Genomic DNA, 23248 nt, shown 5'->3' on the forward strand with positions numbered 1-23248 from the left:
CCCCCGTAATTGTAATCCAGGTGTAGTTTGAATCCAATATTCCCACATGTTAGAGGTAGTTGTGGAGAATAGTTCTTTTAGGGAGGTATCTCAATTATACTATGAATGTTGCTTTTTATTGCATATAAAAAAGTATATTCATGAGCAGGAGAAATTCTCTATGAAGATTGCAGTGGCGGGTACTGGTTATGTGGGCCTGTCTGTGGCGTTGTTGTTGGCGCAGCATAATGAGGTGCGTGCGTTAGATATTGTGTCACAGAAGGTTGAGCTACTGAATAATAATGTCAGTCCTATTGTTGATGTAGAGATTACGCGTTTCCTTGATGGTCATCGTGATGGAACGATGAGCTTAAACTTTTTGGCTACTACAGATCTAAATGTTGCCTATAAGGATGTTGATTTTGCGGTAGTTGCTACACCTACAAATTATGATGCGAAGCAAAATTATTTCGATACATCCAGTGTCGAAGCAGCCATTGCAGCAATTCGTAGTGTGAATAAGACTGCGTGGATTGTAATTAAGTCTACGATTCCTGTTGGCTATACAGAGCGCATTCGTCAGCAGCTTGATGATGAGAAGATTATTTTCTCTCCTGAGTTCCTGCGTGAGGGCAAGGCTCTTTATGACAATCTTCATCCGTCACGTATTGTTGTTGGAGCTCCTATGGATGATGAGTATGCGGTAAAGGCTGCTCATGAATTTGCTGATTTACTTGCTCAGGGTGCTGATCCTAATGAACACGAGCGTGAGAAACATGATGGTTCTGTGGGTATCCCAGAGCTTGTGTGTGGTTTAACTGAGGCTGAGGCTATTAAACTTTTTGCGAATACGTATTTAGCACTTCGTGTTGCCTACTTTAACGAGTTGGATACGTATGCAGCTTCGCGTGGCCTTGATACCGCGATGATTATTAAGGGCGTTGGCTTGGATCCGCGTATTGGTTCGCACTATAACAATCCAAGTTTTGGCTATGGTGGTTATTGCTTGCCGAAGGATACGAAGCAGTTGTTAGCTAATTATGCTGATGTTCCGCAGAATCTGATTGGTGCGATTGTTGAGTCGAATCGTACAAGGAAAGATTTTATTGCTGATCAGATTCTCGAGCGGATTGCTGGCATGGATCATCCAGTAGTAGGTGTGTATCGCTTGACGATGAAGAGCGGCTCGGATAATTTCCGTCAGTCGTCTATCCAGGGCATTATGAAGCGCATCAAGGCCAAGGGTGTTCATGTACTTGTGTATGAGCCAACGCTTGATGATGAAGAATTCTTTGGTTCTCCAGTGACTCATGATTTAGAAGAGTTCAAGAAAAAGTCAAATGTGATTGTGGCAAATCGTTGGAATACTGATCTCGCTGATGTTGTTGCAAAGATTTACACACGAGATCTATTCAAACGAGACTGAGATTTTTATAATTATAATTCGGTATAAATAAGGAGTTGTAATGCCTCAACAAGAACCTATTCGTGTCGCACAAATTATGGGCCGCATGATGGGAGGCGGTGTTGAGGCTACAATTCTCAATCATTACAAGTTCATCGATCATAGTAAAGTTCAGTTCGATTTTATTGTTCAGGATGACTCTGAAAAAGTTCCTGAAGAGTTGATTAAATCATATGGGGGTAGAATCTTTACCATCCCATCGTATAAAAAACTTCCAGCCTATGAAAAGGCTTGTCTAAATATATTTCGCAAAACTCAACCAGATATTGTGCATTCAAACATTAATGCGTTGAGCATATTCCCTCTATATGAGGCTAAAAAAGCTGGTGTCAAGGTTCGTATTGCACATAGTCACAGTACGGCTAATCCCCGGGAAATTGCAAAGACTGCTATTAAGGAAGTGCTACGGCCTTTATCAAAGTTGTATCCAACTCATCTTGCTGCTTGCGGAGAACTATCGGCAGAATGGCTTTTTGGCAAGAGAGTCGTGGATCAGAATAAGGTGCAATACATTCATAACGCCATTGATTTGCAGAAGTACTCCTTTAATCGAAAGAAGCGTATAGATTTACGTAAATCAATAGGAGCAGGTGTCTCCCCAATAGTTGGGCAAATTGGTCGCTTTAGTTCCCAAAAGAATCAAGAATTTTCCGTGGAAGTCTTTAAGGAGCTGCTAAAGATCATTCCAAATGCCAAGCTTGTATTTCTAGGCATTGGCGATACGATGCCGGCAATCAAGCAAAAAGTAACTCAACTCGGAATTCAAGCTTCCGTATTCTTTATGGGTTCTCGCGATGATGCAGCGGATTGGTACAGCGTTTTTGACGTGCTGTTATTCCCGTCATTGTATGAGGGTCTTCCTCTAACTGCTATTGAAGCACAAGCTGCAGGTCTTCCTATCGTTGCTTCTGACCAGATTACAGAAGAAGCATTCATTGATAATGAACTTGTAACTGTAATGCCACTAAAGTGTTCAGCTCACGAATGGGCACAATGCTTAGAAGCAACCTTGGAATATGCACCTCGACAATCGCGCATTTCAGATGGAGATACTCTACGTGCTGCTGGATATGAAATTAAGGATAGTGCGAGAAAATTAGAGGCTTGGTATCAGAGCATCATTTGATCCTGATGCGTATCCTGAAATAATAATAAGCGGAACAATAATAAATTAGAAGAATACGATGAGTTTATCTAACCTTATTGTTTCTGCCATTGTTCCTGCCAATAAAGTTGAGGAATGTCCTGATAGTGTGAGAAAAGTATTATAGATAAAACCTATAAGAATCTTAATATAATTCTTGTAGATGATGGCTCTCCCGATGAATGCAGAACTATATGCGACGTGTGGTCTCATAAAGATTCTCGAATTAGGGTTCATATATAAAGAGAATGGTGGGTTGGCTTCAGCGTGTAATTCCGGGATAAACATTTATACGGGGGACCGTATCATTTTTATTGATGGAGATTATTGGATTCCTCCTATCATGATTGAGACCATGGCATGTAAGGTGACACAAAACAATTCTGGCATGGTGATAGTGGGTAACCTTAATGATTGCATTAATGATAAAGATGAAATCATAAAAGAGACGGCAAACATCTCTCCATATTATACGTGTTAAAATAATAGTCAATTTCTTAGATTTTTCTAAATTACTGGATACTGGTATTCTCATACCTGTATAGAATATATTGTATAAGGGAAAATTTATAAAAGGCAATCATTTTGATGAATCTATGGTTGTAGTAGAGGGTGCTGTTTTAATTTAAGGTTAGTTGATAAGGTTAAACGAGTAGATCGTGTTGGTGCCCCTTTATATTATTGCATATATTGCTCGGATAGTTTGAGTGCTCCTAATCATGAAGATAACTATTTTTTGACTAGCGCAAATGCGTTTCTTGTTGCTGAAAAAGAGTTAATTAATTGGTACCCGTTGTCAGTCTCATGGTTTGATAATGAATATTTAAATCAGATAAGGTGATTAACGGAGGGCTCATATTCTAATAAGAATTAATCCTCTGTGTATAGGAAAGAGCAGCTCTCTAGCATGATTAATAATGAGGTAGCGCGTAAGTGCGTCCGATGTTTTAAAATACGTGGATTGAGGAATATATTTGTTGGGTTTGCAATATGGCGTCATAGTGTGAGAGTTATCGCTTTATATGCAAAATTAATCCTAATTTTGAAGTATTGCCGAAGGATATTGCGAGATAATAAGTAAGTTTGCTGTGTGATAGCAATGGAATCTTCGTGTAGAGTATTGTACTTGTAGTTTACAAAAAACATTTGTGAGGTATGCATGGGTAAGTCGGCGAACGATTTCCTTCTTAGTATTATTATTCCAGTCTATAACGTTTCGAAGTATTTACCGCGCCTCGTCGATTCCTTGAGTATTCAGGATTTAGCAGATGTGCAGATCATATTTATTGATGATGGGTCAACAGATAACTCTCTGGAAATCTTGAATAGTATAGATAAATTTGCTTGTATAGTTATCCACCAAGATAATAAGGGAGTAGCTGCAGCACGAAATAACGGCCTTGCAAAAGCAAAAGGAAGGTATTATACCTTTATTGACCCTGACGATAACATAAGTCCAAATTATATTAGTAAAATTAAATCTAATTTGCGTAGTAATCCGGATCTCTTACTTACAAATTTCTATTATTCTAGAAATGGTAAGCTAGGAAAATCGTTAAATTCTGTCATCTCTAGCCGTGAGATTACACCGGTTGAAATCCTAAAGATGATATTAACTGGTACCGGTAGTCTTAATGGTGTCTTATGGGGCAAAGTATTTTCAGCTAAACTTTTTGACAGTAATCCGTTCCCTATTCAGCGAGCTTATTCAGATCATGTTCCCTGCATAAAAGCAATATGTCGTGCGAAGCGAGCAATTTATGTTAAAGATGCTTATTATATTTATACTGCAGATCGTTCAGATAGCTTGCAAAATAAACAAACAGAGAATGATTTAAGAGACGGTATAAGAATAATCGAAGATGCTCATCGCATCATACTTCATTATTATCCTTCATTGAAAGAATATACGGATATGGATCTTATCCGCACATATATAGATATTTGTGTGCGCGTATGTACTTCTTGCAAAATTACGAGTAAGGATAAAAGAAGAATATTCAGCGCCAATAGACGCGCGGCTAAAGTGGCTTTGAAGAATATTGGAAAAATTAACGTACATGCGCTACGTAAGATTTCTTATATCGTGTTGCTAGATGGATATGGACCTACTATTGTTGCGCTTAAAGTTGCAATGTTGCTTGGAAAATAAGATGACTGATCTTTGCGGGGAGATGGCAATGAAACGAGTTCTAGTATTTGGTATGTCAGGTAATAGAGGAGGTATTGAAGCATTCCTCATGAATACATACTCTCTTATCGATAGAAGCCGTTTGCAATTTGATTTCATTGCTAATGAACCACAGATAAGTTATGAAGATGAAATTAATGAATATGGTGGGAGAATTTATCATATTCCTAAGCGCTCTCAAGATCCTATTACTTATAAACGTGCATTAGAAAATATCTTTAAAGAACACTCTTCGGAATATGCTGGAATATGGGCCAACCTCGTGAGTCTAGCTAATATTGACTATTTAATCGAAGCGTATAAGCATGGCATTCCTAAGCGAGTAGTGCATTGTCATAATGCTAAGAATATGGATGGTAAAATCCGTGGTGCCCTTCATGTATTAAATCGATCGCGTATTCAGAAATATGCTACAGATTTTTGGACGTGTTCAGATAAAGCCTCTGAATGGTTCTACGGTAAAAAAATTATGGAATATGATAGTTATCGGCTAATCAATAATTCGGTCGATAGTAAAAAGTATCTCTTTAATAAGGAGAAGCGAGAGACCCTTCGAAATCAATTTGGCATTGGGTCGGATGAGATTGTTTTAGGGAATGTTGGTAGATTCCATCCGCAGAAGAATCATCATTTCCTTATTGATGTATATAGGGCATATGTAGATAAAGTGCCGAATAGCAGGTTACTGCTCATTGGCAAAGGTGATGATCGGCCAGCCATTGAACAACACATAAGACAGGCTGGTGTTGAAGATAAAGTACTTATTTTAGGGGAGCGAAAGGATGTCGCTGACTTATATCAAGCAATGGACGTATTTGTTTTCCCTTCAAGGTATGAAGGAATGAGTATTGCATTGCTTGAAGCTCAGGCAAGTGGTTTACCTTCAGTTATCTCTACTGGTAATCCGCCTGAGTCTAAAATTAACAGTAATGTGCAGCGTCTGCCTCTTGAAGAAAACAAAAATGTAAGTGATTGGGTGGCTGCATTACTGAGGGCATCTAGTATGAAGCGCTTAGACCAAAAAGAAAATAATCTTATTGGAAGTGAATATGATACCAATATGCAAGGTGCTTATATTCAAGAGTTTTTCTTAAGTTAATTTTCATTTATCAAAAGTATATATTTGTGAGGAATATGATGACGTGCCGTGTTCTTAATCTGATTACGAGCTTAGATCGTGGCGGTGCAGAGACCATGATAATGAATTATTATCGTAGTATCGACCGTGATAAAGTTCAGTTTGATTTTCTTGTGAATCGTGAAAAAATTGGTGCATATGAAGAGGAGATTGAGAGTCTCGGCGGTAAAATATATCGCATGGGTCCCATGTATCCATGGCGCTTTAGTGAATATAAACATGAGTTTAGATCATTTTTAAGGGATCATCCTGAATATTCAATTATTCACTCTCATCTTGAAGAACGTAGCTATTTTCCTCTTCGTATAGCCAAAGAGGAGAATGTCCCTGTACGTATTGCTCATGCACATAATGTATATCGAGGCTTCAACGCTAAGACTATTTTTCGTGACTATTTCCGGTATAAGCTTCCTCCATATCCCACGGATAAATTTGCGTGTTCTAAAGAGGCTGGTATCTGGCTCTACGGAAAAGATGCTTTTTTGAATGGAGAGGTAACTATTGTAAAGAATGCAATAGATTCGTTTAAATTTATATATAATGAAAAAATTCGTGAGTCTGTGCGTTCTAGATTACAAATAGATGATCAGCTCGTATTGGGAAATGTAGGTAGGCTAGCTCCGCAGAAAAATCAAAGCTTCCTTCTTGATATTTTTGCCGAGTTAAAAAAAATACATAAGAACTCAAAGTTGCTTATTGTTGGCGATGGTGATCTTAAACAGGAGCTCGTTCGTAAGGCGGAGTCTCTCCAAATTATTGAAGATATTATTTTTACTGGTTCTGTTTCTGATGTGAATGACTACCTCCAAGCCATGGATGTTTTTGTTTTGCCATCTCATTTTGAGGGCTTGCCAGTTTCATTAGTTGAAGCTCAGGCAGCAGGGCTCCAATGTATAGTCTCTGATCAGGTCACTAGAGAAGTCGATTTTGGTAAGTATTTAACATACGTGTCTTTAAAACAGTCTCCGCAAGACTGGGCAAAAATATGTATTGAAAAATCTCAGGACCAAAGGCGGTCAGATATGGATTTGATTGTTCGTAGTGGTTTTGATATTCATGAAACGGCAAAGAAATTGCAGAGTTTCTATCTAAGTCGATAATTATAGTACTTAGAACGGCATTAAGTTTAGAATGAGGAAGTAGGCCTTACTTGATTAATTCCATATCGCTGAAGCAGCGTAAGTTGGTTCTTGTAATTCTCTCATTCGTTGCCCTAGTACTAGGCAAAATAGCTGTAGTCTATATACTACCCACAAAATATTACTACGATAATTTACGTATCAATTCCATGGTAGTGGGCAGTGGCTCTATGAAAGCCTGGGGCGGATCATATGTTGTTGCAGCTAATATATTCCGGAGTATCAACTATCTTGGGCTAACAACAATGTATGAGTGGAGCCTGGTCTTAGGGGTTCTACTTACAACCGCAATAGTGGTATTCCTATTTTTTAAATCGGAGCTGTCTCTTTTACAGGAACTATTCTGGCTTGCGTGTATTGTTTTATTAAATATATATATCTTTACCATAGGCAAAGATGTTATTCAATTTTTCTTTTTCTACTTGGTGTTGCTTGCCATTTTAATTCCGAATGTTTCGATAGGAATGCGTGTCAGCTTAGTAGCCATTATTTTTATAATAGAAGGATTATCGTTTAGATCTTATTTTATGTTAGTGGCTGTGTTCTTTATCGGAATACATTTTCTGCTAAAATACTTCCACTCGAAAATGGATAAAGTATCTATCCTTCAATTAGCATTGACAGTTGTTGTCTTTGTGTATTTCTTTCTTATCGTATCCTCTATAGTGTTCCCTGCAGAATATCAATCTATCGTTGGTAGTAGGGCTAATGCGAATAGTGCTAGAGAGGGAAGTGCTGATGCAAAAAGTGCTATCATCAACCTGATACCAGGCAATGGTCTTCTAATATCACTTATTAACTACCCTATAAGTGCTATCAGAATGATGATACCTATTGAGCTACTATTCAGAGGAGTATCATATATTCCTTTTATTATTTTTCAGATTTTAATTACAGTTTTTTATCTGCGCATTATTGTTGCTTTCGTAATGAAACCATATATAAAGACAGAATATATATTATCTTTTGAAGTGTTTACTGCATTTTTGTTGGTATCATTCTTCTTTGAGCCAGATTTTGGTTCTTGGGTTCGTCATGAGATGGCCGCATTTCCAGTTTTTCAATCCTTCGTTTTTTCCTCATATTGCGGACTAGATAAAATGCAAAAGACAAAAAGATTTGAAACTCGGATAGCAGTGCAGAGAAGGGGGATTTAGATTGGTCCAGAATGGGGTTATTGTAAAGAAACGAATTCCTTGGATAGATGTCTCTAAAGGCTGGGCCATGATATTGGTCTTCTGGGGTCATCTATCGGGGAACGGAGATAATCCATGGTTTCCTGATCTGATAACAAGTAAAAAGGTTGTATATTACTTCCACATGCCGCTTTTCTTTATTCTTAGCGGTTTGACATTTCATGCTGATGGATCTTTTAAGGAATTTGTAACAAAGCGTGTAAGAAGGCTTCTAATTCCTTATTATTTTTTCTCTCTGTATGGTCTAGGAAAAGTGGTTTTATCTATTATAAATCCAAAGGCCATTGATTCATTTCATGGAGAGTTGATCACCTCACCAATAGCACAAATAATTGAAATATTATTTGGTTATCAGGGATTGTGGTTTTTCTGGGCGCTATTCTGGGGCGAACTAGTACTGTATTGGATATATAGGTGTTGCAAGAAGTATCTTCCTCTTATCGCTGCAGCGTCATCGTTGATGTGGTTTTATTGTGGAACATGTAATACGGGATTTGCGTATATAATAAAGCTATTTCCCTTCTTCTTCTACACCGTATTCCAAGCGTTGGCGTTTGTCTCTATCGGTATCTTGATATCTGATTTCTTGAAGAGTCTAGATCGAGTGGGCGCCCTACAAATGTTACTTGTTTCTGGTGTTATGTTTTCTCTGCTTTCGACCTTGCTACTTGTATATAAACAGGATGGTATGCAAAAATCAGTTCCCGCAATTATGGCAGCTATTGTTGGATCTCTTTTTGTTGTAGCTTTTTCCATTTTGCAGAAGAAGTTAGCAACAATAGAATATATCGGGCGCAATACGATAGTTTTCTATGGTCTCAATGGGTTTTCTATTGCTACTGCAAGGGCAGTGTTCTTTAAAATAATACCTGTATCAATAATTGCGGAAAATGTCTATCTACAAGTTGTTGCAGGAGTGATAATTGTAATTGTGTCATGTGTAATTTGTTGGTTGGCAACATTAATTATTAATCGTTGGTTGTGGATGTGTATTGGTATGCCAAGGCCAATGAGGAAAGAAATGGTTGTGTAGTATTCTGGATAATACGTAATGGTGAAATAGTGGTTTAATTCAGGGTTATTCCTATGTAAACAGGGAATGCCTAATGTAAACTTTTATCTGCTTAGTAAATTCGTAAATAAAATGAGGGAACGGCGTGGAACAAGTACGAGAAATACTCTCATCTGAGAATTTGGATGGCAATCAGGGTGCGAGTATGTCTGCAATGGACATTTTTCGCATTATTGGTAAGCACATTATTACGATGATTATTAGTTTTATCGTTGTATTTGGTATCTCATGTGTATACCTAGTTACATCGAAACCAGTGTATTCAGCTACATCACAAACATATGCTACATACGGTGATGCTTCGATTGCGCCAGATAACTATACAAGCTTGAGCACGGCATCTTCTTACATTAGCACGCAGATTAAGTCGTTCCCATCATTAATTAAAACTACGCTTGTTCTTGACCCTGCTGCACAGAAGCTCGGTATCCCGACGTCAATGCTGAACTCAGTTACTGCAGTAAATCCTGATGGTACTTCTTTTATTAATATTACGGCAACGTCGAATTCTGCACAGCAGGCAGCTGATATAGCGAATACAGTAGCAGAATCTTTCCAAACCGTAGTGCAAACATCGTTGTATATGCATGAACAGCAATCTCCTATAAAGATAACTATGGTTCAGCCGGCTTCTGCCCCCTCGAAACCAACTTCACCAAAGAGTGCCATGGTACTTGCGATTGGCGTTATTGGTGGCTTGGTAGTTGGTGTGCTCGCTGCTCTTATAAAGCATCTATTCTCGCGCGAGATTCAAGATGAGACAGAATTGTCTGATTATATTAGTGCACCAGTTCTTGGTCGTATTCCAGAGACTGATGATATTGCTGGTAACACCTCCGTTATTATCAATGCTCCTAGCAGTCCAGAGGCTGAGGAATACCGCCGAATATGTATGAATCTGTCCTTTATCGCACCGGTGTCTGGCACAAATTCGCGCTTAATTGTGGTCTCTGCCGTTGGTGCCAATGAAGGCAAGACCACAACGGCAGTGAATATAGCAACAGCTCTCGCTGAAAATGGTGCAAAGGTTTTGCTTATTGATGCGGATCTTCGTCATCCTTCAGTGGCAAAGAAGCTTGATATTGATGGTTCTGCTGGTCTTGCACACGTGCTTTCTGATCAGGCATCGGTTAGGGATGTAGTGCAACCGTATTGGAAGCCTAATCTGCATGTTATGCCTGCTGGACCAAAGCCGCCGAATGCTGGCCAATTACTTAACTCCCCACTTATGACAGAACTTATCGCTCAGGCTTTGCACCAGTATGATTATGTGATTGTGGATACTACGCCTATGGTAGTTGCCAGCGATGCTGCGTTGTTCGCAAAGCAGGGTGGTGGATTAGTTTTGGTCTCTCGTCGCGGTTTAACATTGAAAAAGCAGCTTGCAGAAACAGCTCAGCTCGTTAAAAATCTTAATGTTGAAGTTACTGGCTTTGTATTCAACTGTATTAAGGACGATTCACGTAAGTCTCTGTACGGTAGCAGCTATTACTACTACGGTGGTTCAAATGCTCGCGGTAAGCAACATCATGACGACCAGCCTAAGCATGGAAGTACGAAGAGATAGTGAGTAGATCATGAATTAGACTATTAAAGTGCTCTCATCTAAGGAAAACTACCTTAGATGAGAGTGCTTTAATATTCCTAGTTCTCAGGCATCTGCCCTGATATGAATCTTTGTTAGATACATTGGATATCACCCTGCTTAATCGAAGTTCGCTTTTCATAAATGGTTATCAATGATGGAATGAACCCGAATAGTTTCTATATAGAAAAAGCTTCTGGTTAGCAAGAAGGCACTCATAAAGGTGTCCTCAGTTGAGATAGAAAAGTATTGTGTAACACTTAACTAATTTGCGGGTCCGAGTGAAACGTTTATATGGACAAAACATAGATTGAGCCAATTTAGATAGGTGGAATGTTGACAAGAGTAAGAAATTCAAATATAGAGTTACTTCGAATTATTGCGATGTTGATGATAATTGCTCATCATCATGTTATCCACAATGTAACAGATGTGTGCTCTCTCTCTTCTCCAGTTGTATCGGATTTTTATCTGTGCCTTCAGGTATTAGGTAAAATTGGTGTTGTCATCTTCTTTCTTATTTCGGCGTGGTATTTATGCGATGAGAAAATGACAAATATAAAAAAGAATTATTTAAGAATATTTACGCTCGAAAAGCAGCTATTCTTTTATAGTATTGCGTTGTCGTCTGGGACTTTGCTGATACATCATTTTGTGAAGAGTTTCCCTTCTCTCTCGACTTCACTTGCTATCAAAAGTGTAATACCTGTTTGGGGTGAAATCTGGTGGTATTGCACGGCGTATGTTGCCTTTCTACTTTTCTGTCCTTTTGTAACTCGTTCTTTAGTTATGATTGGACAGAGACTACATTTTTATCTTGTTTTATTATTAACTGTGACATGGGGTGTTATTTACGGTTTAACGCCATTGACATATCTTGGTGTGCTTGGTGATTCTTTCGTTTTCTTCATAATTCTGTATAGCTTTGTTGCTTATATAAAATGGTATGGGTTGGTTCCAAACGAGAGGCAAAGTTGGATTCTCGCTATTTTTGGATGCAGTGTTCTTATTGCCTGCATAATTTGCGGAGGGATTCTTAAAAAAGTTACTGGAATAGGTCTATTTGAAAAAATACAGGTTGGATTTGCTGGTAGTGGGAAGCTTCCTGTGATTCTTGCAGCTCTTGGGATTTTCTTTATAGCAATTAATAAAAAACATTTATGGCATAACAAAATAGTCAATTCCATTGCTGCCTCTACGCTTGCTGTTTATTTGATTCATGAGTATCCGACAATACGTATGTTTCTTGCATGTCAATTTGATATTGGAAAACTAACTGTATCTTCGTGGGCGCCGTTAGTATCTATCGGAATTGTCTTAGGTATTTTCGTTGTGTGTACGGCCATCGACTATGTACGTCGTTTCCTGTTCAAATTCGTACTTGATCGTCATCCAGGAAAGTATGCAAACAAAATATGGTCGTTTACTACTCAAATGGTTGCCAGTTCAAGAGTGTGGATGAAGCTCACGAAGGATATTGATGAGCCGAGTCAGGAACTAAGGGCCTGATGAATGTCGGTTGCTAGCTAGTGGATTTATTACTAGTTAGCAACTGTTTTTTTAATTAATAAGTCTATTCGGATTGCTTAGGCTATAGGTGTAGTGGATTATTTGAGCCTTCATTCGAATGATTTATCTAATCCATAGATAAACAAAAAGACGCCACCTCTCGAGTAGGGGAGAGGTGGCGCCAGATGAATTCAAATCAGTAGTGGTGGTTGGCCAGCCAGAACTGGTAGGCACCTTGGATGGAACCGTAACGGTCCTTGCAGTAGTCCCAGAACCAGCGCAGCTGCGTCTGATAATTCGTCTGCCAATCGGCACCGTGGGAAGCCATCTTGTTACCTGGGTAAGACTGTGGCAAGCCGTATGCACCGGAGGATGGGTTCGTAGCAGTCACAGACCAACCGGATTCGCGGCCGATGATGTAAACCGTAGCCGTGAAGTCAGCCTCGGAGTAACCGTTAGCCAGCAGATAATCATGTGCCCACTGCTGCATCTCACCAATAGGTGTTGTTGTACCAATATCAGTGGATGGGGTAGATGCCTTATTGTCATTGTTGGCATGCTGATTTGCCTTCTTGGTGCCAACAAGAACAACCTTGTCAACGGGAGCCTTCTTCAACTTCGTAGTAAAGGCGTACGAAGAAAGCACCTTGTTACCAGCCTTTTGCACAAGGTTGGAGCACTCGAGAATACCGTCCTGGCCCTCGGTCTCTACCTTTTCTTGGCCTTCTTCAAGATTTGGATCTTCCTTACGGATCGTATTGAAAGGAACCTTCTGATCCGTAGTTTCGAGCTGAGCACCAGCACGATCGATCTTAATAACGGTGTTCTCGTCGACCTTGGTCTTCAACGATGGCGAGACCGTATCTTCAGGATCGAGCGTGATATCAGCAGCATCGAGCACCGACTTCACATCAGTGAAGTTCGTGCCATAAATGTTCTGGCTCTTGCCATTAATAACGACTTTGACGTAAGACGTAGAACCTGTAAGTGCCTCACGCGAAGTTCCACGTGAAGCTGCCTGTGCATCGGAAGCGGATACAGCCGTCACCTGTGGCGCTGCATCTTTATGCTGATCTACGTAGAAATTGCTGGTTGCGACACCGCCCGTAATCACGGCTGCAACAACGGCCACTCCGGCACAAATCTTGATCCATTGACGTTTGCTCAGCGACCTGAGAGTAGGACTGTGAGCTGCGCGATGGTCAGTCATTAGGTTCCTTGGTGTCAGACAATAATCCTCGGCGGTGTAACCGTTTCAGCTGCTTTATACAGAAATAAAAAGCGCAATCAAAACTGCTGCTGAACAGCGGTGAGTGCCGGACGTAACGCAGGCAACAATGAACTTGTAGTTCATAAAAGAACCTGGCGAAACATACCACCGGAAAAGCACCCAACTCCACAGTTTACCCTAAACGGTGCCATACAAACTCAAGCGACAGTAATCTTCGGCATACCGTCACGTTTGTGAAGAGATGATGCGTCTCGTGGACATCGAGAAAACGGGAGAAAATCAGGGAAATAAAATAACCGCCTGAAGAATCGTGAACAAATTGTGACGATTCTTCAAACGGTTGTATTAAGTGTTCAGCTTGAAGCGTTACGAGGCGTAGCTTTGAGTGGTACTCAACGCCCGTAATGCTACGAGCAAGGCGTCACTCAGGCCTGCTGCTCCTGCTGCTGAGCCTCGGACAGAGCGGCCTCAACGTCGAGCTTCTTAGCCTGCTCGATGATGCTGTCGAGATCTGGAGCGCGCAGAGCGCCTGCCTGCTGGTAGACGATGTGACCCTTCTTAGCAATCATCAGCGTTGGCACAGCCTGGATGCCAGCCTGATTTGCGAGCTCCTGCTGCTTGTCGATGTCGACCTTGCCGAAGTAAATATCAGCGTTGTTCTCGCTTGCCTTATCGAAAATAGGGCCGAATGCACGGCATGGGCCGCACCAAGTTGCCCAGAAGTCAATAAAGACCAGCTCGTTGTTCTTAATAACGTCTTCAAAGTTCTCGGAAGTGATTTCGTGAGTTGCCATAACTCCTCCATTCCTCTGACCTACTCGTAGCTCACACGTTGTTTCGTGTTGCTGTTGCACACGTAGGTCGAAACATGCTGTACGTGGATTGTTCCGCGCTCTGCTCTCGAGTATGACGAGCGAATCTTGAAATAAGCTGGATGGATGCTGGAATTCGAACGCAAAAATCGTGCTGAATGTAATGATGCGGCGCTTATAGAGTTTCACTATTGCCGCTTACAGAGTTTCCCTATGAAAGTTTCACTATTAATGAGTGACAGCAATATTGAGTGACAACGAGTCTCGAAACGAATACATTAGAGAGTTAAACGAAGTAGTGAGCGAATGGAGTAAACATGCGCGTACTAGATGGGGAAATTCCTAGCGAAGGCGATTTTGACGCTGAAAACGGCCGCGGAGGGGACGGCGGCGACGGTGGTGATTTTGGCTCGGGCCATTTCCCGGGAGACTCGTTCCATGAGCCAGATGGCTGGATGGAAGATTATGAACTTGCATTCGTGCGTTCACGCACACCAATGCCATATGTAGTGGTTGTGCCTGTGCACACCGATCAGTTGGGTCGTGTGGAAGAAGTCGGCACACTGCTGCGCGTCAGCAATGAAGGCTCCATTGTGGAGCGTGCGCTGGTCGCTGGTCGCGTTATGCACAACGAGGAACTGCGCCACTGCATTATGCGTCATGTAACGCGCGACCTCGGTCCACTGGCATTGCCGGCACTTCCTATTTCTATGCAGCCATTTATGGTCGCTGAATTCTTCCCATCGCAGGAGCGTGGCTCGTTCTATGACTCGCGCCAGCATGCAATTGCCCTGTGCTACATCGTGACGATTACTGGTGACTGCCAGGCACGAGACGAAACGATTGATGTGGAATGGACGAGCGTCAAAAGCGACAACATTCAGTCAATTATTAATCAGATGCCAGATGGTCACGGTCGTATTGTGGCGAAGGCCTTGGAGTACGCAGGCGTACTGTAAAGAACAGTAAAAGAACAGTACGGAGCATAGGAGCACAGGAGGAGTTGCCAATGCCAGTCGAGATTGTGAACCATATCCAGCGTGACGGTCAGGGAGTGCCACTGATTTTGGTGCACGGATTCCCAGTTGATAGCCGTATGTGGGACCGCTGCGTCACCGCAATGATGGAACTCAGCGATGCTCAAGAAATGGTGCAGTTCCCAATCTGGACTCCAGATATGCCAGGTGCTGGCGGTGCTCCAATTATTAAGTTGGGTGAAGTTGGTCACGTCGCTGAGGACGGCGCATACGAGCAGGCACTCGACGTAATGGCCGACGCTTACGTAGAGATGCTGCACAAGGCCGGCTATAAGCAGGCTATTTGGGCAGGCCTCTCGATGGGCGGCTACTTGGTGCTCGACATTCAGCGCAGGCACCCAGAAGCAGTGGCTGGTTTGGCTCTGCTCGATACAAAGGGTGACGCCGATAAGCCAGCTTCTCGTGCAAACCGCCTGGTTATTGCGAACGAATGCGAGCAGAACAACACAACCGAACCTGTGATGTTCTTTGTTGACAAGAGCCCAAAGGATTCGTCGATTAAGCAGTCCGAAGCCTATATTGCACAGTTCACGGAGTGGATTGAGCAGCAGGCTCCAGAAGGCATTGCTTGGCGTGAACGCATGGCTGCAGGCCGTCCAGACCTGAACGATGTGTTCGAGCAGATCACGGCTCCTTCAGCAGTGATTTGTGGTGAGCAGGATCCTTCAAGCGCTCCAGCTGTTATGAAGCCAATTGCTGAGCAGATGCGCAACAGTGAAGTCGTATTCACGTCCATTGATGACTGCGGTCACTTCAGCGCTTGGGAGCATCCAGAAGATGTGGCCGATGCACTGCTCGCACTTGTGCGCCGCGTGCAGGCCTGATTTTAAGTTCGTTGCGTTCAACAGCACGGTGAAGCAGTCGGGGATAGGACTGCTACTCAACCACTGCAGAAATAAGAAAAATATAGAGGCACTTGATGTTTTCTCCACTGGCATTTACCCAAACCCTGCCGTTCCTGCCGCTTGCTCAAGGTGACATTTCGTACGAAATTGAGCGCCGTAATGAGCCGGGTCTGATCGCACAGCTGCTGCAGGAACCACACACGCACGTCATTCTGGTACGTAACGGTCTGCTGGCCGTGCCTCGTGACGCACAGCGCAGTCCGCACACGCGTCTCGCAACGCTGCCGGGCAGCTACGTTTCGGCGGCCGTACAGGCGCTGCCAATTGCGGCCATGTATTTGGGTGCGTACGGCAAGGGAGAGCAGGCCGAGCGCGTTATTGCACTGAATTTAACGGGACTTGAGGGCTTGGCTCAGGAACTCAAGGAGTCTCAGGAAGCACAGTATTCCGTTGAAGCAGTCACAATGCTGCTGCGCGCGTGTGCTCAGCTGACGTGGATGGACTTACGTTCGTTCGTGCCACACGCTTCTTCACGTGAAATCGGTCAGGCGACGACAGCACTGAGCTTGGCAAACTGGCATGATCGTCAGCACTACTGCCCAGCTTGCGGTGCGCCAACGGTTCCTGCACATGCGGGATGGGCTCAGCGCTGCACGAATGCTGACGACGGTCGCGAGTTGTTCCCACGCGTGGAGCCAGCAGTGATTACAGCCATCGTTGATCAGGACGACCGTCTGCTGGTGCAGCACAACGCGGCTTGGTCGAACCCTCTGCTGTACTCGGTTTCTGCTGGTTTCGTTGAGGCCGGCGAGAACTTGGAGCACGCGGCTCGTCGTGAGGCGTTTGAGGAAACGGGTATTGAAATTGGCGAGGTCAAGTATTTGGGCTCGCAGCCTTGGCCGTTCCCGGGTTCGCTGATGATGGCGTTCAAGGCCGTTGCCAAGACGACTGATATTCACGTTGACAACGTTGAGACGGTTGCAGCTGAGTGGGTGACGCGTGAGGAGTACATGCGCGCGCTTGTTACGGGCCGTATGGAACCTCCTGTGAAGGCCGCCATCGCTCGCGTCATGATTGAGCAGTGGCTTGGTCATACAGTGGAGTGAACGTCCCTGCACCACGTTTCTTTGAATTTGCTGAGTTTTACGGTTGACTAATTTCTGCTTCGCCCCATGCTTGGCCGCTATAATCCCCCTATAGGTACGACGAAAGTGTTTGAGCACCTGCGCTCAATGCAGCTTTACCGTAGACATAGAAAGGGCAACGATGGCGGAGCAGAACACACAATTCGATATTCCTGAAGAGTTGCAGTATTCCGATGAGCACGTGTGGGTCAATGATGAAGCTGATCCTGTGGTTATGGGTGTGACTGAGCATGCACTGTATTTGCTCGGTAAGCTCGCATTCGTTGATCTGCCAGAGGTTGGCACGCATGTGAATGCTGGTGATGAGCTGTTCACGCTGGAATCGGCAAAGATTGTGCAGCCATTCACGAGCCCAGTTGCTGGCACTGTGAAGTATGTCAACGCTCCACTCGAAGACGATGTGGATGCATTGGCCGATGATCCTTATGGTGAGGGCTGGATTGTTAAGGTTGAACTTGACGATGATGATCAGCCTGATCTGCTGACTGCTGAGCAGTACGCTGCACTGGTGGCCAAGGAGAACAAGGCTAACGAAGCAAAGAACTGAGCAGCCTACAGGGAAGCAGTGAAAGCTGCACAAAGACGGGATTATTTAGTGAAGCAGAGCGCTACTGATAACGATCAGCAAATCCTCGATCGCGCATGGCAACATGAGAAAAAGCATCGAGGTCATGATCAAAAGGGGAAAGCCCCTGCAGTAGCGCTGCCTACTGTTTCCGTTGCTACGGCGCGTGAACTAATTGCGCAGACGAGCAAATACCGTTCAATCCCTGCGCATTTGCGCAATCGAATTGGCATTAGCCGATTTAAAAAGCCAATTATTAAATTCCTAACCAAGGCATTTGGCATTTGGACGCGCATTTCCACGAGCTACGCTCATCAGATGGGCTGGTATCCAAGCGTGAAGCCTTATGTTGGCTATGGCACTGAGCAGTTCTCGCGACTGATTTGCCGTACGGTGTTTGCACCGCGCCATGTGAATCCGCATAAGCCAGTGCGTGGTATTCGAGCCATGCTTGATGTTGCAGCACCTTATGAGTGCGTGCGCATTGATATTGATGGCACGCCATTGCGTACCGTGCAAATTGGTGAAATCGAGCGCTTTGAACGCAATGATCCCCAGCGCGCTCGCACTTCGGATTACGCCATTTCTGATCAAGCAGGCTATTTAGATCTGCTTGCTGAGCATCCGCTGACGCCTGGTATTCATACGATGAAGTGCCATGTGCCACATCGTGCGCCAGTTAGTGCTGAGCTGTTTACGATTAGTGAGCATTGCCCAGTCGGCATCATTTCTGATGTTGATGACACGATTATGGTCACGCAGGTGCCAACGATTTGGCGCGCGGCCTATAACATGCTGCTCTCGAATCCGCGCAAGCGTGCAAGTGTGCCGGGCATGGCAGTTATGTATAACAAGTTGCAGCGCATGTTCCCACAAGCGCCATTCTTCTATTTATCTACTTCGCCTTGGAATGTAGAAAGCCAGATTCGCGGCTTTATTACCGATTACGGCTTCCCAGATGGTCCAATGCTGCTGCGTGATCTGGATCCACGGCCAAAGACCTTCGTGCCTTCTGGCGTGAATCACAAGCTTGAATATGTGGACCAGCTTATGGATGATTTCCCACAGATGCGCTTCATTCTGCTGGGTGACGATGGCCAGCAGGATCCAACAACCTATGCCACAATTGCACGCCGTTACCCAGGTCGTGTGCTGGCTATTGGTATTCGTCAGCTTTCGGTGCGTGAAGCCTCTGGTGGTCTGCCAGTAGCAATGCGACGTGGCATGGCTGTGACTCAGCCAATTCCAGATACTGAAGTGCCAGTGTTTACAGGTACTACGGGTGCCAATCTGATGAAGACGATGCTGCCATATTTGCAGCAGTTTGCGGACTGATGTGGTTGCTGTAGCTGCACGACACTCGCGAAATGTTATGACTCACGCGGAGTAATTCGCGCCGCGAACCCGCAAACCGTAATATAATCGCCGGCATGAGTGAAAATGCAGCCAATTCTTCTCAGCCAGTTGCAGCTTCGAATCCAACCGCTGCAACTGCTTCTGCCACGGCATCGGTGACGCCGCCAGTGGCAGCGCGCCATCCTGAGCCTCGTACATTCCACGGCGACACCTTTATGGACGACTATGCCTGGATGCGTCACAAAGATTCGCCAGAGGTTAAGGAATTCGTAGCCGCTGAAAACGCATACTGTGATGCACGTACGGCTCACCTGAAGTCGTTGCGTACCACGCTGTTTGAAGAATTCCGCTCGCATGTGCAAGAAACCGATATGACCGTGCCAACGCGCATGGATGGCTACTGGTATTTCACACGTACGCAAGAGGGTAAGCAGTACGCCGTGCAGTGCCGTCTGCCAATTCACGGTGCAGACGACTGGGATGCTCCAGTTATTGACGCTCAGTCCGCTCCCGGCTCGCTTGAAGGTGAGCAGATTGTGTTCGATATGAACGCTGAAGCTGAGGGCTACGATTTCTTCCGTCTCGGCGGCCTTGATTTGAGCCGCGACGGTCGCTTCATGCTGTACGGCATCGATACGACGGGTGCAGAGAAATATGATTATCGCATTCGCGACTTGTGGCAGACCGATGCAACGCAGCGTGACCTTCCCGATCTGATCCCAGGTATTGCAGGTGCTTGCTTAACGCCAGATGCGCAATGGGTGTTCTACACCGAACTTGATGACGCTATGCGACCTTATTTGGTTAAGCGCCACAAAGTGGGCACCGATATTAGTAACGACGTGGAAGTGTTCCGCGAAACTGATGAACGCTTCTGGTGCGGCGTTGGCATGTCATTCGACGAGCGACGCATTGTTATTGGCACAGGCTCTAAGACCTCAACTGAAGTACTCACGCTCTCTGTTGATAATCCAACAGGAGAGTTCGAGGTCTTCATTCCACGTCAGCAGAACGTGGAATACGATGCCAGCTTCGCATACTTCGAGCAGGCAGGCGAACCTGACGAAAACGGTGTGCGCGAAGACATTCCACTGGCTATCGTCTACCACAACGCCAATAATCCAAACTTCGAAATTGACGTTATTGATATGCGTAAGCACAAGCCGCCATACACGCTCGGCGAAGGTGTACGCGTTGTAGAAGGTTCGCCATATGGCTGCGAACGTGGCGACGAGGTAGAAGCTGGCGCTTCAGTCAAGCCAATTAGCACGCCATGGTATGCACCAGGCAACCCTGAGATTTTGCAGGGCGCTCGCGGCCTTGGTATTGAAGGTATTTCGCTGCACCGTTGGTATGTGGCATTGTCGTATCGCGAATCTGGCGTGCCTCATCTGGCTGTGTGCACGAAGGCTGATGCCGCAGAAGACTTCTTAGCAGGTCGTCCATGGCGATTCCGCGAGGTAGTGCCTCCTACGCTCGAAAACGACGAATGCGACGATATGACTGCCACGCCTGCAATGGCAGAAATCAGCGAAAAATTGGACGTTACCACGCAACGTCTGTACTCAGTGGGCGCGGGCGGCAACCCGAATTACCAAGCGCCGCGCATTCGTTACTCGTTCGGCTCCTACACAAGGCCGGGCGAGCTGCACGAACTGGACGTGGCTACGGGCCGTGACGTGCTGCTCAAGAGAGCGAACGTACTCGGCGGCTTCGATGCACATGACTATGCCGAGGCGCGTGCGTGGGTGAGCGTACGTGACGGTGAGCGCGTGCCGGTGTCGCTCGTGTGGCGCAAGGGCATGCTGAAGCCGAACAGCCCAATGTTCATCATTGGTTATGGCGCTTACGAAATCAGCTCGGATCCAACGTTCTCAGTCTCGCGACTGAGCCTGCTGGATCGCGGAGTGCTGTATGCAGTACCACATGTGCGTGGCGGCGGCGAAATGGGCCGCGCATGGTACGAACAGGGCCGTTTGCTCAATAAGAAGCACACGTTCGAAGACTTTGTGGATGTGACGGCAGCACTCGAAGATACCGGTCTTGCCGATGCATCTCGAACCGTGGCAAACGGTGGTTCGGCAGGCGGTCTGCTGATGGGCGCGATTGCCAATATGGCTCCTGAACGGTACGCAGGCATCGAAGCGGATGTGCCATTTGTGGATGCTCTGACGTCGATTCTCGATCCGTCGCTGCCATTGACCGTGACTGAGTGGGACGAGTGGGGAGACCCATTGCATGATGCTGAGGTCTACCGCTATATGAAGTCGTACTCGCCATACGAGAATGCACCAGGTCCTGAAGATGCTGTTGCGGACGGTACGGCTGGCAAGAAGAGTGCACGGAGTGAGCTCGTCAAGAAGTATCCGCACATGTTTATTACGACGTCGATGAACGATTCGCGAGTCATGGTTGCCGAACCACTGAAGTGGGTAGCGCGACTGCAGGCTGCGGGCGTTGACGCAATTATGAAGATTGAGGTCGTCGCAGGTCACGGCGGTAAGTCTGGTCGATATAAGCAGTGGGAAGAGGTCTGCTTCGAGAATGCTTGGTGCCTTGATGCAATGGGCATTACCAAGTAGCGCAGTCCTCAAAAAGGCGAAAAATAGCCGAAAATAGCGGCTAGTCAACGGAACGCATGGTCCACGATATGAGAGGTTCGGGCCATGCGTTCCATTTCTTGAGCAGGGGCATCTTTTCATGTGGATAGCACGTGTACGCTCACCCCTATGACACATTCATCTACTTCGACTGCATCAGAGAAACAGCAGTACACAGTGGCCGTTATTCCGGGCGATGGCATTGGCAAGGAAGTCACGCCATGGGCTCAGCAGGCCTTGGAAAAGGCCGCAGGTGATGCTGCGTCATTTACCTACGAAAACTTTGATTTAGGAGCCGAGCGCTATTTGCGTGACGGTCAGATCCTGCCTGAAGAAGATCTTGCAGCAATTAAGCAGACCGATGCGATTCTGCTTGGTGCGGTGGGAGATCCTCGTATTAAGGCTGGCATTCTTGAACGTGGTCTGCTGCTGAGGCTGCGTTTTGAGCTTGATCAGTACGTGAATCTGCGTCCTTCGAAGCTCTATAAGGGTGTAACCAGTCCGCTGGCGAACCCGGGTGAAATTGACTTCGTCGTTGTGCGTGAGGGTACTGAGGGTTTGTATTGCGGTTCCGGTGGTGCGGTGCGCCGCGATACACCTGAAGAGGTAGCAACCGAGGTGTCGATTAACACGGCATACGGTGCTGAACGAGTCGTACGCTACGCATTCGATCTGGCTATGAAGCGTCGCAAGCATGTGACGCTCGTGCATAAGAAGAACGTACTCGTCAATGCTGGCGATATGTGGCAGCGTATTGTTGATCGAGTCGCTCAGGAGTATCCAGAGGTAACACACGATTACTGCCATATTGACGCAGCAACTATTTACCTTGTTTCTGATCCACAGCGCTTTGACGTGATCCTGACGGACAACCTGTTCGGCGATATTCTGACCGACGAAGCAGGTGCTGTTGTGGGTGGCGTCGGCTACTCGGCTTCGGGATGCATTAATGCCAAGGATGAGTATCCATCGATGTTCGAGCCAATTCATGGTTCGGCACCAGATATTGCAGGCAAGAATATTGCTAATCCAACAGCTGCAATTCTTTCGGCTGCAATGCTGCTTCGTCATCTGGGCTTTGATGAGCAAGCTGATCGTATTGATGCTGCTGTGGAAGCTGATATTGCAGAGCTCGGTTCTACGCAGCGTTCTACCGATGAGGTTGGCCGCGATATTCTGGCACGACTGTGACAGTGCCTGCGTAGGCGTAGCTGTTGAACCAGCGATATTTCTGAAGAA

20 protein-coding genes are annotated in these 23248 nt (G+C 45.1%); 18 read left to right on the forward strand and 2 right to left on the reverse strand.

Annotated features, from left to right (window positions below):
* Positions 1–160: 160 nt before the first annotated feature.
* The 11 genes from D2E26_RS00450 (at position 161) to D2E26_RS00500 (ending at position 12418) form a co-directional block, all read left to right on the forward strand.
* Positions 161–1405, forward strand: coding sequence for a nucleotide sugar dehydrogenase (locus tag D2E26_RS00450; protein ID WP_125962756.1), 1245 nt, complete (start codon positions 161–163; stop codon positions 1403–1405).
* A gap of 40 nt (positions 1406–1445) precedes the next feature.
* Positions 1446–2570 carry a glycosyltransferase family 1 protein gene (locus D2E26_RS00455; RefSeq protein ID WP_206432048.1) on the forward strand — a complete coding sequence of 375 codons (1125 nt, stop codon included), beginning with the start codon at positions 1446–1448 and terminating at the stop codon, positions 2568–2570.
* Between the two features lie 141 nt (positions 2571–2711).
* Positions 2712–2831 (forward strand): glycosyltransferase, encoded by a 120-nt coding sequence (locus D2E26_RS07625; protein ID WP_420897191.1) that lies wholly within the window; start codon positions 2712–2714, stop codon positions 2829–2831.
* Positions 2824–3069: a glycosyltransferase gene (locus D2E26_RS07630; RefSeq protein ID WP_420897192.1), complete on the forward strand. Its 246-nt coding sequence runs from the start codon at positions 2824–2826 to the stop codon at positions 3067–3069. Before D2E26_RS07625 ends, D2E26_RS07630 begins: the two co-directional genes overlap by 8 nt.
* A 678-nt stretch (positions 3070–3747) precedes the next feature.
* Complete coding sequence (locus tag D2E26_RS00470; protein WP_125962758.1) at positions 3748–4740, forward strand: glycosyltransferase family 2 protein; 993 nt, start codon at positions 3748–3750, stop codon at positions 4738–4740.
* Between the two features lies 1 nt (position 4741).
* Complete coding sequence (locus D2E26_RS00475; protein ID WP_164515807.1) at positions 4742–5878, forward strand: glycosyltransferase family 1 protein; 1137 nt, start codon at positions 4742–4744, stop codon at positions 5876–5878.
* 38 nt (positions 5879–5916) lie between these two features.
* Positions 5917–7017 carry a glycosyltransferase family 1 protein gene (locus tag D2E26_RS00480; protein WP_241218806.1) on the forward strand — a complete coding sequence of 367 codons (1101 nt, stop codon included), beginning with the start codon at positions 5917–5919 and terminating at the stop codon, positions 7015–7017.
* Between the two features lie 188 nt (positions 7018–7205).
* Positions 7206–8213 (forward strand): hypothetical protein, encoded by a 1008-nt coding sequence (locus D2E26_RS00485; protein WP_164515808.1) that lies wholly within the window; start codon positions 7206–7208, stop codon positions 8211–8213.
* A 1-nt stretch (position 8214) separates the two neighbouring features.
* Positions 8215–9285, forward strand: a complete 1071-nt coding sequence (locus D2E26_RS00490) for an acyltransferase family protein (RefSeq protein ID WP_125962762.1) — start codon at positions 8215–8217, stop codon at positions 9283–9285.
* A 184-nt stretch (positions 9286–9469) separates the two neighbouring features.
* The gene (locus D2E26_RS00495; protein WP_125962763.1) at positions 9470–10891 is read left to right on the forward strand and encodes a tyrosine-protein kinase domain-containing protein; all 1422 of its coding nucleotides are present in this window, start codon (positions 9470–9472) and stop codon (positions 10889–10891) included.
* A gap of 351 nt (positions 10892–11242) precedes the next feature.
* Positions 11243–12418, forward strand: a complete 1176-nt coding sequence (locus D2E26_RS00500) for an acyltransferase family protein (RefSeq protein ID WP_125962764.1) — start codon at positions 11243–11245, stop codon at positions 12416–12418.
* Positions 12419–12614: 196 nt separating this feature from the next.
* Here the strand turns inward: D2E26_RS00500 and D2E26_RS00505 are convergent, their stop codons facing one another.
* Positions 12615–13628 (reverse strand): aggregation-promoting factor C-terminal-like domain-containing protein, encoded by a 1014-nt coding sequence (locus tag D2E26_RS00505; protein WP_125962765.1) that lies wholly within the window; start codon positions 13626–13628, stop codon positions 12615–12617.
* A gap of 446 nt (positions 13629–14074) precedes the next feature.
* Positions 14075–14443, reverse strand: a complete 369-nt coding sequence (gene trxA / locus D2E26_RS00510; protein WP_125962766.1) for a thioredoxin — start codon at positions 14441–14443, stop codon at positions 14075–14077.
* Positions 14444–14778: 335 nt separating this feature from the next.
* Between trxA and D2E26_RS00515 the strand changes: the two genes are divergently transcribed.
* The 7 genes from D2E26_RS00515 to D2E26_RS00545 all read left to right on the forward strand — a co-directional run bounded on the left by D2E26_RS00515 (position 14779) and on the right by D2E26_RS00545 (position 23200).
* On the forward strand, positions 14779–15420 hold the full coding sequence (locus D2E26_RS00515; protein ID WP_125962767.1) for a DUF4916 domain-containing protein: 642 nt from the start codon (positions 14779–14781) through the stop codon (positions 15418–15420).
* A gap of 50 nt (positions 15421–15470) precedes the next feature.
* A complete protein-coding gene (locus D2E26_RS00520; protein ID WP_125962768.1) occupies positions 15471–16322 on the forward strand; it encodes an alpha/beta fold hydrolase in 852 nt (283 codons plus the stop codon).
* A 95-nt stretch (positions 16323–16417) separates the two neighbouring features.
* Entirely contained in the window at positions 16418–17449 is a 1032-nt protein-coding gene (gene nudC / locus D2E26_RS00525; RefSeq protein ID WP_125962769.1) for an NAD(+) diphosphatase, read from the forward strand.
* 160 nt (positions 17450–17609) lie between these two features.
* Positions 17610–18035: a glycine cleavage system protein GcvH gene (gene gcvH / locus D2E26_RS00530; protein WP_125962770.1), complete on the forward strand. Its 426-nt coding sequence runs from the start codon at positions 17610–17612 to the stop codon at positions 18033–18035.
* 156 nt (positions 18036–18191) lie between these two features.
* Positions 18192–19388 (forward strand): App1 family protein, encoded by a 1197-nt coding sequence (locus tag D2E26_RS00535; protein ID WP_420897193.1) that lies wholly within the window; start codon positions 18192–18194, stop codon positions 19386–19388.
* A 95-nt stretch (positions 19389–19483) separates the two neighbouring features.
* Positions 19484–21991 (forward strand): S9 family peptidase, encoded by a 2508-nt coding sequence (locus D2E26_RS00540; protein ID WP_125962771.1) that lies wholly within the window; start codon positions 19484–19486, stop codon positions 21989–21991.
* A gap of 147 nt (positions 21992–22138) precedes the next feature.
* Positions 22139–23200 carry a 3-isopropylmalate dehydrogenase gene (locus tag D2E26_RS00545; protein ID WP_125962772.1) on the forward strand — a complete coding sequence of 354 codons (1062 nt, stop codon included), beginning with the start codon at positions 22139–22141 and terminating at the stop codon, positions 23198–23200.
* Positions 23201–23248: the final 48 nt, after the last annotated feature.

Origin of the sequence: Bifidobacterium dolichotidis (assembly GCF_003951975.1) — a bacterium.
GTDB classification, from domain to species: Bacteria; Actinomycetota; Actinomycetes; order Actinomycetales; family Bifidobacteriaceae; genus Bifidobacterium; species Bifidobacterium dolichotidis.